Below are 12,933 nucleotides of genomic sequence, written 5' to 3' on the forward strand. Positions count from 1 at the left end.
GACTAAGTTCCCTCTTCCCACGAATTCAAATAGTGAGTCTGTTCCGCTGTGAGCGTGTCGATCTTCACGCCCATCGCTTCGAGTTTGAGGCGGGCGATCTCGTGGTCAATCTCAGCAGGGACAGAATACACTTTCTTCTCCAATTTATCCGCATTCTTCGCCATGAATTCGGCCGACAAAGCCTGGTTGGCGAAAGACATGTCCATGACGGAGGCAGGATGCCCTTCGGCAGAGGCGAGGTTGATGAGTCGTCCTTCGCCGAGGATGTTGATCTTGCGTCCGTCTTTTGTCGTGTATTGATCCACGAACGGGCGGACGAGATTCGGTTTGCCAACGCTCATCTTCTCGAGCGCGGGGATGTTGATCTCCACGTTGAAGTGACCTGAATTGGCGACGATCGCGCCGTCTTTCATCGCGGCGAAGTGATGTTCGTCAATGACGTTGAGATCGCCGGTGACCGTGCAGAAGAAATCGCCGAGCTTGGCGGCATCGCCCATCGGCATCACTTGATACCCGTCCATCACCGCTTCGAGCGCCTTCATCGGGTCCACTTCGGTGACGACGACCTGCGCGCCCATGCCGCGCGCGCGTGACGCGAGACCGCGTCCGCACCAGCCGTAGCCTGCCACAACGAACACTTTGCCCGCGAGCAAAACATTCGTCGCGCGGATGATGCCGTCAATGGTGGATTGACCCGTGCCGTAGCGGTTGTCGAAGAAGTGCTTGGTCATCGCATCGTTCACCGCGATGACGGGGAACTTCAACACGTTATCTTTTTCCATCGCCTTCAAACGGATGACGCCCGTAGTTGTCTCTTCCGTGCCGCCGATCACGCCTTTCAACATTTCCTTGCGTTCATCGTCGGAGAGACCTTTTGCCCAACTCGCGAGAGACGGCTCAAGTTTTTCAAAGCGACCCATCTCGATGAAGAACAGCGACGAGACCAGATCTGCGCCATCGTCCATCGTCATGTGCGGTTTGTGTTCGAGCGCGGCGCGGATGTGCTTGAAGTACGTGACCTTGTCTTCGCCCTTGATCGCGTACGTGGGAATCTCGAACTGATTCACCAACGCCGCGGCGACATCGTCCTGCGTGGAGAGCGGGTTCGACGCGGTGAGGACAATGTCCGCGCCGCCGTCTTGCAACGCGACCATGAGGTTCGCAGTCTCAGTCGTCACGTGCAAACATGCCGACACGCGCAAACCCTTGAGCGGCTTCTCCTTTTTGAATCGCTCGCGGATCTGGCGCAGGACGGGCATCTCGCGCTCCGCCCAATCCATGCGGCGGCGTCCGCCCTCGGCTTGGCTGATGTCTTTGATATCGTAATTACTCATTTATTGCTCCTTCTGGATTGCGGACTTGAGTCCGCATTATTCTGGATTGCGGATTTCAATCCGCTTTCGGGAAATTGGCGGACTGAAGTCCGCGCTCCGTTTTTTTTTATCGTTCATTCCGCAGTTCAACTGCGGAACGAACTACTTATAACAACCCATCCATCTTCCCGCCATCTTCAAAATGCTTTCGAAACCGTTCCACAAATTCCTGACGCGAATACGAATGGCTTTGCGGACCGCGCTGCTCCAAACAATAGACCGCCGCAAGCGAACCGATCTCGCCGCACAACTTCCAGTCGAAGCCGCGCGAATAGCCCGCCAGGAATCCGCCGCGGAAGGCGTCGCCGACCCCGGTCGGGTCTACGATCTCTTTCTCAGGGACGGTTGGGATATGCACCGAATCGCCATTGACGTACAAGTCCGCGCCGTCTTTGCCGCGCGTGATAACCAATACTTTGACATGCTTAAGAATTTGATCCAAACTCCAGTTCGTCTTTTTGGAGATCAACCCGAACTCGTAATCATTGCAGAACAAAAACTGCGCGCCTTCCATATCGCGCGCCAATTCTTCGCCTTCGAGACGAAGCACTTGTTGACTCGGGTCATACAAATACGGGATTCCCAACTCGCGGCATTCGGCGGGAAACTTCATCATCGCATCCGGCGCGGACGGGGAAACGATCACCAAATCTGGTTTTTTGTCCAACTCTTTCAGCGACTGCGTGGAGGAGCGCGCCATCGCTCCGGGATAGAACGAGGCAATTTGCGCCGAGACGTTATCCGTCGTCGCAAAGAACGAGGCGGTGAACTCGCCGGGGATAACTTTCATCAAGGAGGTGTCCACGCCTTTCGATTCGAGCCATTGACGATACTCGCCAAAGTCTTCGCCGACGGTTGCCATCACGCGCGGCGTTGTCCCAAGCAACGCCATCGAATAAGCAATGTTCGGCGCGATACCGCCGCGCTGTTTCGACATGGATTCGACGAGGAACGAAAGACTGATCGAAGCCAATCGTTCCGGAAGGATTTGTTCCTTGAAAAGACCCGGGAAGGTCATCAAGTAATCGTAGGCAACTGAACCGGTGAGAAGGATGTCCATATATTTCTGCTCGGCGTATATCCTTTCGCCGAGGACGGCGAGAGGAGCGTGGGGTATTCGCATCAAAAGGCGTGACGCGGGTTGCGTCACGCCAATGTCAACGGGCGAAAGTTTATCACGTGAGACTGGGATTGTCTAGAAAATAGGATTGCAAATTTCTAATTTAATACCCGCTTCCAAATCGGTTTTGCAAAGCCTGATAACTTTGGAACGCGAGGAGTCCAAACAGGAGCGCGGTGTACGCGCTGTGAAATAAAACGAAGCCCGCCAAAGCCATGAGTCCGCCCGCGATCACCGACAGCCAAAGCGATTTGCGCACGCCCCCGATAGGATCGTACATAAGCAGGATGTTGCGCGCCACCTGACCGCCATCCAGCGGGTAGATGGGCAGAAGGTTGATCAAACCCCAAAAAACATTAACCCACAGCATCATCGTAAGGAAAATACTCATTGTGAACCCGCCAAACGGCAAGGTGGCTGAAGTAGGCAATGGCAGGAGTCCGAACAAGTTATTGTTGGCGACAGAGCCGCCAAGAAGTTGAACGCCAACAATAATAAGCCCGGCTAGCAAGAAGCCCGCGCCGGGTCCAGCCAGCGAGATCAAAATCTGCTGAACGGGACCGATGGCGACGCTTGCGTATCCGCTCCCCCACGGCGACATTTCGGGGATGGTCAAGCCGCCGGAGAAATGGAGCAAAATTTGCGAACGCAAACCATACCAACGAAATGCAAATGCGTGACCAAGTTCATGGATCAGGATGGAAACGAAAACAACAAGAATCCAAATCACGATCTGAAGCAGGTCGCCGCTAGCGCCCAGCAGGAGCGCAATCAGCCAAAACAGCGGATGCACGCGCACAGGAATGCCTGCAATGGAAAAGCGGAGGTCGTAACGGCTCGTCGGGGTAGGTTGAAAAAAGGACATTAGCTTCCCAACACCACTTTCTTCAAACTCTCCTCAAACGGCGGATATGCGATTCCGTTCTCAGTGACAATGGCTGTGACCAAACGATTCGGCGTCACATCGAAGGCGATGTTGCGCGCTTTGGCATTCTTCGGCGTCACGCGCTCGCCTTTGAATTCCAAGCCCAGCACTTCTTCGGGATTGCGTTCTTCGATTGGGATTTGATCTCCGTGTGAAAGCGAGAGGTCAATCGTGGAAGTCGGCACGACGGGATAAAACGGAACGCCATTGTCTTTCGCGGCGAGGGCAAGCATGTACGTGCCTATTTTATTTGCCACGTCGCCGTTCGCGGCGGTGCGATCAGAGCCGACAAAACATTTTTGCGCTTTGCCCGCTTTGAGGAAATAGCCCGCCGTGTTATCGCTGATGATCTCGTAGGGGATGTTGTATTGCTCCAGTTCCCACGCGGTGAGACGCGCTCCCTGCAAGCGCGGACGAGTCTCATCTACCAACACGTGAATCTTTTTCCCTTGTTCGTGCGCGGTGCGGATGACTCCGAGCGCGGTCCCCCAGTCCACTGCGGCGAGCGCGCCTGTGTTGCAGTGATGGATGATCGTATCGCCGTCGTTGATTAACGTCGCGCCGTGCTCTGCCATGCGCTTGTTGATTTCCACATCTTCATCGGCTATCTTCTGCGCTTCCCTTAACACAGCCTCTCGCAACTCATCCGCCGATCCGTTTACGGAGTACGCAATACGCAATACCCTGTCCACCGCCCATGCAAGATTCACTGCGGTGGGACGCGAAGCCTTCAACGTGGACGCGGCAGATTCCAAATCGGCGAGCAGGTCGCCCGTCGAAGTGGAAGCGGATTCGAATCCCGCGAGCGCGAGTCCGAAAGCGGCAGTCGCTCCGATGGCGGGCGCGCCGCGTACGACCATATCCGTAATCGCTTGCGCGACGGATTTGTGATCGTTGTACGATGCGACTTCGAAGCGCGCGGGCAAAACCCGCTGGTCTATCATTTTGACTTGGTTGTCTTCCCAGAATACGGTTCTCATGGGGGACATTTTACTCGTAAATTCGTCTTGCAAAAACCTTAACATCGCAGACAATCCGTGCAATAATACGGCGTTTGCGAAATAAACTCTTGTGCAAGCAACTTAGCCACAGAGATCACAGAGTTCTCAGAGAAAACCTCAAAACCTCTGGGTTCTCTGTGGCAAATAAGCAAGAGAAAAAATTTAAAATTTGCAGGAGGACCAATGTTCACCAAAAAGCGCGCGTTGTTCTTTCTGACCTTCGCGGTCATAGTCTCGCTGGCAATCGTTTCATGCGGACCAGCATCACAACCCACGGCGACTGAAGAACCCGCCTCTCCAACAGGTTCTGAAACAGGTTCGGAAAAAAGTATCACCATTGTCATCGGCGAAGACCCGCCATCGTTTAACCCGATGGTCGCGGATACCGGCTACGACGCGCTGGTGATGGAACTCGTTCTGCTCGGCATGGCAGACATTGACCCGAACGGAAATGTTTTCCCCGAACTCGCCGCAGAATTACCCACTGTTGAAAATGGCGGCGTGACGATTGACGACGAAGCGGGGACCATGGCGGTCACATGGACGATGCGCCAGGATGTGTTGTGGCAGGACGGCAATCAAGTGACCGCTGACGATGTGTTGTTCACTTGGAATGCGATCACCGATCCAGTCAACGGCACATGGATTCCCGGCATTGATTACATTGATTCGGTCGAGCAGTTGAGCCAGAATTCCTTCGTCGTCAACTACAACACCATTTATCCCGGCTACCTCACACAATTCGGCGGCGAGCAGATCGCCATTTGGCCCGCGCATTACTGCGACATCGAGCAGGGATTCCTCGCATGGGACTGCGGACGCGAACCGTTGAGCGACGGTCCTTTCGTGCTGCATGATTGGGTCGCGGGCGATCACATGACATTCCACAAGAACGACAATTATTATCTCGCGCCGAAACCCAGCCTCGATCAGGTGATCGTGCAGATCGTCCCTGACGATGCCGTGCGCAAGACGATGATGTTGAACGGCGATGCGGATATTGACATGTGGATCAACGCCAACACGGCGAAGGACCTCGAAGGTTCGGAAAAAGCAAAGGTCAGTCTGAGTCCGACCGACCGTTGGGTGATGCGGCTGTACTTCAATCTCGCGGCAAAAGGGACGGTGGATCCGGTGGCGACTCCTCACCCCATCCTTTCTGACGTCAACGTGCGGAAAGCGATTCGTTCCGCTGTGGATGTTGACACCATCTCCTCCGAAATTTTCTACGGGCTGACCACCCCCACATGGACGGAGTTCTTCCGCCCGCCGTATCAATGCAATGTGCCGCGCCCCGCGTTCGATCCTGAAGGCGCAAAAGCGATGCTCGAAAAAGCAGGCTGGACCGATTCAGACGGCGATGGAGTCCGAGAATGTCACGGTTGCTCCACCGGCGCGCCCGAAGGCTACAAAATGGAAATGGAATTCATCACCTATGCTGAATTCGGCGAACCGCTCGAATTGACTCAACAACTCATCGCGGAAGAACTCGGCGACATCGGAATCAAGATGAATATCACGGTCGTCGAAGGCAGTATCCTGTGGGATCAAGCCGAGAACGGCGGCATCGAACAAAGTGGCAACTACGATATTGACATTTGGGACGACGGGTACGCGGGCGTTGACCCCACCGATTACATTTGGGAACTGTATTCGCAAGAAGCGCTCGTGCCGGGTAGCGGCTACAACGTGATGCGCTACGACAATCCCGAAGTGGACGCGCTGATCGACGAAGCGTACACGCTCGATGAAGCCTCGCGCAAAGAAACGTTCTGCAAAATCGCAGACATCCTCAATGAAGATGTGCCGCTCGTGTATCTCTTCACCACTCCCAACCTCGAAGCCTACTCCGCGCGGCTTGTCGGCGTGCAGTCCACCGTCAACGATCTGGTCACATGGAATATCGCCGATTGGACATTGAAATAATTTTGCCGCTGAGTCACGGAGACATTGAGAATCAAAAAAATCATTAACCGCGAAGACCGCGAAGGACGCGAAGAATTAATTTCTTTGCGCTCTTAGCGTGCTTCGCGGTTAAACATTCTCAGACTATTCGACTAAGCAACTAAGTGACTAAGCGACTAAGTAACTAAGCGACTAAGTAACTACCGGACTAGATGACTACATACATCCTCCGCCGCCTCATTCAAACGGTCGGCTTGCTGTTCCTCCTCAGCGTGATCCTCTTCACGCTGGTCAACGTCGCGCCCGGCGGACCCATCACCGCGTATGCTGGCAGGCGTCCGCGTCCCGAACGGATCGAACAACTCAAACGACAGTTCGGGCTTGACCAGCCTCTTCCCCTCCAATACGTCTACTGGCTCGTCGGCAACGACTGGACAAAAATCGACTCCGACGGCGATGGCATCAAAGATGAAGCCGGCTCACGCAAAGGAATCCTGCGCGGCGATTTCGGTCTTTCGTATCGCACGCGCAAACCCGCGCTGGACGAAATTGCGTCGCGCCTTCCCAACACCGTCTACCTCATGTCCATCACCATGCTGGTCGCGCTCATCATCGCCATCCCGCTCGGCATCTACTCCGCCATCAAACAATATTCCCTCTTCGACTTTTTCGCCACAACATTTTCCTTCGCGGGTCAAGCCATTCCAGAATTTTGGCTGGGGCTTCTGCTCATCATCATTTTCTACGCGTGGTTAAAAAATCCCTGGACAGGAGAACCCCTTTTACCCGCTGGCGGCATCTCCTCCCTAGACGGCGGATTCTCCCTCTCCGACCGACTCGCCCATCTGGTTCTCCCGGTTCTTACCGGGACTTTGGGCTGGGTCGCCTGGTACTCGCGTTTTCTCCGTTCGAGCATGCTCGAAATCCTCCCGTTGAACTATCTCAAATCGGCGCGCGCCCGCGGACTCACCGAACGTAACGTCATCTTCAAACACGCCCTCAGCAACGCGCTGATTCCCATCGTCACCTTGCTCGCGCTCGACCTGCCCTATATTTTCACCGGCGCGGTGTTGATCGAATCCATTTTTGCATGGCCCGGTATGGGACGTCTCTACTACCAATCCGCCGTTGACCGCGATTATCCGTTATTGCTCGCGGTCCTCATCATCGGCGCGGCATTCATCATCCTCTGCAATTTAATTGCTGATGTTCTCTATGCCTACCTCGACCCGAGGGTGAGGTATGAATAAGTTATCCGTCCTGAGCGGAGTGAGAAGCGTAAGTTGCGACGAACGAAGACGAAGGATACTCCGCTCAGGACGGAGTCTGGCAAAGAGCGCATTTAAAACTCCGAAGGAGTGAAATGATTATCGATTCGCATAATACGGATTGCCAACCCCGAAGGGGTGTCATAATTTTGCATGAGGACATATCACCCCTTCAGGGTTTGATGGTGATTTGCGCCATTTTCTATAAATCTGCCATCCCTTCGGGATTGATAGCGTGAGAGGCAAGTGAATAAAATTTCTCGCTGATAAGTGATATTCTGCGGTTAGCAGAGCCACTCTACCATCGTCATAGTTCATGAACAACCAACCTACCAACCTCTCCTCCACCATCTGGAAACGCTTCACCCGTCATCGCGGCGCGATCGTGGGTATGGTCATCATCAGCATCATCCTCGTTGTGTGTGTGTTCGCTTTCGTCTCGCCGTTCGATTCTGAAAAATCGAATCTCGCCGAAAAATATTTACCTCCATCGTCCACATACCTCCTCGGCACCGACGCGCTCGGGCGCGACCTGCTCACGCGCATCCTCTACGGCGGACGCATCTCGCTAGCCGTCGGCGGTATCGCTGTGGCAATTTCACTCCTCATCGGAGTCCCTGTCGGCGCGTTGGCTGGCTACTACGGCGGCAAAATTGACACCGTCCTCATGCGCATCACAGACGCGTTTCTATCTTTGCCATCTTTCCTCGTTTTGATCCTGCTCGCGGCGATATTGCGCGAAGTGGAACTCCCCATCTTTCAACGTAACAGCGTGTTGACCATCAGCCTCGTCATCGGCATCCTCTCGTGGATGACGTTTGCCCGCCTCGTCCGCGCCGCCTTCCTCACCCTGCGCGAAATGGACTATGTCTCAGCCGCGCGCGCCCTCGGCTCCTCCGATGGACGCATCATGCTCGGTCACATCCTCCCCAATGGGATCGGCGTCGTCATCGTCGAAGCGACCTTGCAACTCGGCTACGCCATCATTCAAGAGGCAGGCTTGAGCTTCCTCAACTTTGGCATCCAGCAACCAACTCCCTCGTGGGGCAATCTCATTTACACCGCGCAGGATCACTTCACCAAATACCCGTGGCTGGCAATCTTCCCAGGCATAGCCATCTTCCTCACCATCATCTCCGTCAACTACATCGGCGACGGTCTCCGCGACGCGTTCGATCCATATAAGGTGATGGAGAAGGTTGGGGAATGGACGTGAAACTTGTTAAGGAGTTTTACTTATCATCCCGTCTCAAGGAGGAGGAGGAGGACCGCCACCATCATCATCGTCTGGTACAAATAATAATCTTTTTTTCAGTACATCTTTCATATACAATATCCTATCTAAATTTTAATTAGTCTGATTCAAGAAATAATGAATATGTGAGCTTTCTGGGAGACAGGTCGGATATCTGCCAAACTACACGAGATAAATTGTTATCCGAAAAATCTATCCGATAGGCTCCTATCGAAGGGGTTCGATGGAATGCTTTCCACTTTTTACCTCTTGGGGCAATGAATTCAATACTGAGTTCACTTGTCACGTGAGTTACACCCAAAGACCCGTGGGCATTTCCAGTTTCGATAAGTTCCTTCCATTCGCCAAGACGCTTGCACTCAATAGTTAGGGGTGAAAGTTGGTTTTCTTCACTAGGGTGATCAAGAAAAATAGCGTAACGAATTTTGCCTTCATTTCGAGATAATTCAATGACATCCAAGGGAGTCTCGTCAATCGGATTTCTAGCCGAAACGTTCATAGTGAAGCCTCTCGGAGCGTTGTCGGGGATGCTGTAGCCTTTATAGTAAAAATAACCCTTACATCGAACTGGAATAACGACTAGTTCTTCGCGAAGAAAATCGTTTCCATTTTCATCAACAGTATAAACCAGCCTCCATTTGCCAATAGTTATATCTTCCTGTAGAAAATATAAGCGTTGCAAGATTCTGAAAACGCGCTGAGTGTTGGATAATCCAAACAAATGAGGGTTCATTTCTTGCCAATATATGCGCCTGAGTCCTATATCGAGAAAAAGCGTTACGTATGCAGCAATTACAAAAGTTATTAGAAGATGAATGAAAACTCGCGAAGATACAAATTGCGGGAATTTCTCAATTTCATCGGGTACTCCGAGAGGTTCTGCAAGTTGCCAAATAGCAAGGTAAATCGTTACAAAAACAATAAGGTAAGCAATAGTAATTCCCCACCAATTTCTTTGTAACCATTCCAAAGGCTTCCTAAACATATTCTACTCCCATCATAGCTCGGAACTCATTCTCGAGATTATAATTCAAAATATATGTCACCGCATTTGTTCATCCAAATCCTCGGCTGGACGGGTTCCGTCCTCTTCCTCCTCGCCTATGCGTTGGTCTCGCTCAAAAAAGCGGATGGCGATTCACTGCTCTATCAAGGCATGAACATCGTGGCGGGCGCGTTCCTCGTCATTTACACATTCACGCTCGGCGCATACGCCACCACAGGTCTCAACGCGGTGTGGGTCGCCATCGGTCTGTTCACACTGGGGCGCAAATGGCTCAACCGACGTTAACCCCACACATCACGCCCAACGCGCGCGTGGACGAGATCGAACGCGGCTGGCGACTCTCCATCCCTGCTGGGAATGCAAACGAATATCGCAACGCGCAATTGGATGATTACGCGCGACTCTCACGCCGACGATTCCCGCATCGCTTCCCTCTCCGCCTCAGCCTGCTCGCCCGCACCTCAAGCGACTCCATCCCTGGGACGTGGGGCTTCGGCTTATGGAACGATCCGTTTGGGTTGTCGCTCGGCTTCGGAGGGAATCCGTTTCGAATGCCCGCGTTACCGAATGCGGTTTGGTTCTTCGGCGCGTCGAAAGAGAATTATTTATCTTTCAAAGACTTCCGTCCTGAGCGGAGCGAGGAGCGTAAGTTGCGACGAACGCAGTCGAAGGACGCTTCGACTACGGGCTTCGCAACCAACGCTCAGCCCTCCGCTCAGCGCGGAGTGGCAAATGGATTCATGGCGCAAACATTTCGTTCGCCAACATTTCATCCGTTGTTGATTCTCGCGGGGATAGCGTTTCCGTTTTCACGAAAGATGACGCGTCGAATGTTGGGAAGCATCATCGGCGAGGACGGAGTCGCCGTCAGCGTGGATAATACCGAATGGCACAGATACAGCCTCACTTGGGGAGAGAAGCGAGTGTCGCTCGAAGTGGATAACGTCCAAGTGTTTGAGTCGGCTGTGAGTCCGAATCCGCCTCTGGGGTTGGTCATCTGGATAGATAATCAATACGCATCGTTTACCCCCGATGGGAAAATCGGGTTCGGTGTTTTGGCAAACCCCGAACCCGCGTGGTTGGAAATTAGAGAACTGGAGATTGGAGACTAGAGATTAGAAGACCCAAAAGGCTGGAAGATATGTTCGGAGCAGTGCATCAATGATCAAGCCGAGCAAAATGTAGCCGCCGAATTGACGATTGTGTTGGAAGGCGAAGCCCGAAAACCAAACGGGCCAGAACGCGCGGGCTTGTTCAGGGGCTTGCGCGGGTTTGGGATGATTCAAAACCTTGATTGCGTTCAACGCATCTTTGGACGCGAGAAAGACGATGAGCATGGCGGGGGTGAAATAGCGCGAGACGAAGACGAGATACGCGATGACAACATAGATGAGGACGATGGCGACTTGATCGGCGCGTCGCGCGAACGCCTCACCCACGCGGACAGGGAACGTGCCGACGCCTTTGGCTTTGTCGTCGTCGTGTTTGTCAATGTGCTTGGCGATGTTGATGCTCGCAACGCCGAGACCATACGGCACGCCCGCCAATACCGCGCTCCACACATTGGACATGACGATCTCGTGTCCGCTGAACAATGCCAGCACATAATACACGCCGCCGATGATGATGGGACCCCAAATGAGGAAGATCGTAAATTCGCCAAGTCCCCAATATTTGAACGGATAGGTGTACGCGAGCAGAGCAATCGCGCCGAAGACGAATAATCCGATCACGGTTGTGTTGAAGCCTGTGCTCAGAAAGACGTACACACCTGCGAGCGTTGCGAGAAAGCCGCTCGCCAAAAACCAACGGATCTGTTGCGCCTTGGTGAAGAATCCCTGCACAAGCGGATGGACGCCGTATTGCGTGCGGAAGTAGTTATCCTTGTCCACGCCGCGTGAGAAATCGGTGTAATCGTTGAGCAGGTTGTTTGTGCCGTGCGCGATGAACAAGCCGAAGGTCACGATGAGGAAGGGAATCCACGAGAAGTAGCCGTCGCGCGCGGCGAGGATGCCCGCGATCACGCAGGAATAGACGGTGACCAACGTCACTGCCGAGCGCGTGGCGATCAGCCATTTCGAGACCACGTCGAGCGCGTCCCATTCTTTTTTGCTGTCCATTTTGATGAGTTGCCAAGAGGCTTTGCGCCACATGGCGAAGTTGATGTTCATTGGTTACTCCTTTTTTCCACAGCCGCAGAGTTCACAGAGACTTTTGAGATAAGAGCCTAAATCACTGCGCTCACTTCGGCTGATGTTCCTGGTGTCGGTGCTTCACGAAAGCTCAGGCGACACGATTCGCTGTGAAAATCGAACTACGTCAAGAACCTATTTTCGTTTTCGGTTTCAAAAATTATACTCGCAACATGCGCCATCGGTTACAATTCGACCCCGTCAAGAAAAAACCTGGAGGAGTTAATGTCTAACACGAACGAAGAATACATCCCCGCGCTGAGTTATCGCTTTCTCACGCCGTTTTTCGATTTCATTCAAAAATATATCGTGCGCGATACGCGCTATAAATCGTTGTTGATCCAACAGGCGAACATTCAGCCCGGTCAAGCGGTTTTAGATTTGGGTTGCGGCACAGGGACGCTGGCGATCATGGCAAAGGAGGCGCAACCCAGCGCGGAGGTGACGGGTCTCGACGCCGACTCCGACATGCTGAAGGTGGCGCGCTACAAATCGGGGGAACGCAAAGCACATGTGAAGTTTGACGTCGGCTTCACCAACAAACTCCCCTACCCCGATGCGTCGTTTGACCGCGTGATGTCCAGCATTATGATCCATCACTTGAAAACGCCAGACAAAATAACGACCGCCAGCGAGGTCTTCCGTGTGTTGAAACCTGGCGGACAGTTACACATCATTGACTTTGGCAAGCCGCGCACGTGGTATGGAAAGTTGATCGGTCCGTTTTTGCACAAGTTCGAAGAAGCCAACGATAACATTGACGGAAAACTTCCTGAAATCTTCGGGGCGCCCGGGTTGAAGACGGAGATCGTCGGTCACTTTTTGACGTTCTTTGGAGATCTGGCGTTTTTGAAGGGCGTGAAGTGATTTGACGATGGACAATAGACC

General features: G+C 53.2%; 12 protein-coding genes. 6 read left to right on the plus strand and 6 right to left on the minus strand.

Features of this window, described 5'->3' with window-relative positions; genetic code table 11:
* Positions 1–2 precede the first annotated feature (2 nt).
* The 4 genes from ahcY to mtnA all read right to left on the minus strand — a co-directional run bounded on the left by ahcY (position 3) and on the right by mtnA (position 4,407).
* Positions 3–1,334: an adenosylhomocysteinase gene (gene ahcY / locus AC16KF_RS03710; protein ID WP_484035948.1), complete on the minus strand. Its 1,332-nt coding sequence runs from the start codon at positions 1,332–1,334 to the stop codon at positions 3–5.
* A 145-nt stretch (positions 1,335–1,479) separates the two neighbouring features.
* Positions 1,480–2,433, minus strand: coding sequence for a carbohydrate kinase family protein (locus tag AC16KF_RS03715; protein WP_484035949.1), 954 nt, complete (start codon positions 2,431–2,433; stop codon positions 1,480–1,482).
* Between the two features lie 163 nt (positions 2,434–2,596).
* The gene (locus AC16KF_RS03720) at positions 2,597–3,358 is read right to left on the minus strand and encodes a site-2 protease family protein (protein WP_484035950.1); all 762 of its coding nucleotides are present in this window, start codon (positions 3,356–3,358) and stop codon (positions 2,597–2,599) included.
* On the minus strand, positions 3,358–4,407 hold the full coding sequence (gene mtnA, locus AC16KF_RS03725; protein ID WP_484035951.1) for an S-methyl-5-thioribose-1-phosphate isomerase: 1,050 nt from the start codon (positions 4,405–4,407) through the stop codon (positions 3,358–3,360). The genes AC16KF_RS03720 and mtnA overlap by 1 nt, the downstream gene beginning before the upstream one ends.
* Positions 4,408–4,602: 195 nt before the next feature.
* Here mtnA and AC16KF_RS03730 point away from each other — a divergent pair, with 195 nt between their 5' ends.
* The 3 genes from AC16KF_RS03730 (at position 4,603) to AC16KF_RS03740 (ending at position 8,808) form a co-directional block, all read left to right on the plus strand.
* Positions 4,603–6,345, plus strand: coding sequence for a peptide ABC transporter substrate-binding protein (locus AC16KF_RS03730; RefSeq protein ID WP_484035952.1), 1,743 nt, complete (start codon positions 4,603–4,605; stop codon positions 6,343–6,345).
* Between the two features lie 191 nt (positions 6,346–6,536).
* Positions 6,537–7,574, plus strand: coding sequence for an ABC transporter permease (locus AC16KF_RS03735; protein ID WP_484035953.1), 1,038 nt, complete (start codon positions 6,537–6,539; stop codon positions 7,572–7,574).
* Positions 7,575–7,908: 334 nt separating this feature from the next.
* Complete coding sequence (locus AC16KF_RS03740) at positions 7,909–8,808, plus strand: ABC transporter permease (RefSeq protein ID WP_484035954.1); 900 nt, start codon at positions 7,909–7,911, stop codon at positions 8,806–8,808.
* A gap of 136 nt (positions 8,809–8,944) precedes the next feature.
* On the opposite strand, the gene AC16KF_RS03745 is transcribed toward AC16KF_RS03740, so the two are convergent.
* Positions 8,945–9,832, minus strand: a complete 888-nt coding sequence (locus AC16KF_RS03745; RefSeq protein ID WP_484035955.1) for a hypothetical protein — start codon at positions 9,830–9,832, stop codon at positions 8,945–8,947.
* A 54-nt stretch (positions 9,833–9,886) separates the two neighbouring features.
* Here AC16KF_RS03745 and AC16KF_RS03750 point away from each other — a divergent pair, with 54 nt between their 5' ends.
* Positions 9,887–10,138 carry a CBU_0592 family membrane protein gene (locus AC16KF_RS03750; protein WP_484035956.1) on the plus strand — a complete coding sequence of 84 codons (252 nt, stop codon included), beginning with the start codon at positions 9,887–9,889 and terminating at the stop codon, positions 10,136–10,138.
* Complete coding sequence (locus AC16KF_RS03755) at positions 10,120–10,965, plus strand: hypothetical protein (protein ID WP_484035957.1); 846 nt, start codon at positions 10,120–10,122, stop codon at positions 10,963–10,965. Before AC16KF_RS03750 ends, AC16KF_RS03755 begins: the two co-directional genes overlap by 19 nt.
* 3 nt (positions 10,966–10,968) lie before the next feature.
* Here the strand turns inward: AC16KF_RS03755 and AC16KF_RS03760 are convergent, their stop codons facing one another.
* On the minus strand, positions 10,969–12,024 hold the full coding sequence (locus tag AC16KF_RS03760) for a prenyltransferase (protein WP_484035958.1): 1,056 nt from the start codon (positions 12,022–12,024) through the stop codon (positions 10,969–10,971).
* 246 nt (positions 12,025–12,270) lie between these two features.
* Here AC16KF_RS03760 and AC16KF_RS03765 point away from each other — a divergent pair, with 246 nt between their 5' ends.
* A complete protein-coding gene (locus tag AC16KF_RS03765; protein WP_484035959.1) occupies positions 12,271–12,912 on the plus strand; it encodes a class I SAM-dependent methyltransferase in 642 nt (213 codons plus the stop codon).
* Positions 12,913–12,933 lie beyond the last annotated feature (21 nt).

The organism is Candidatus Defluviilinea gracilis, from assembly GCF_057138825.1.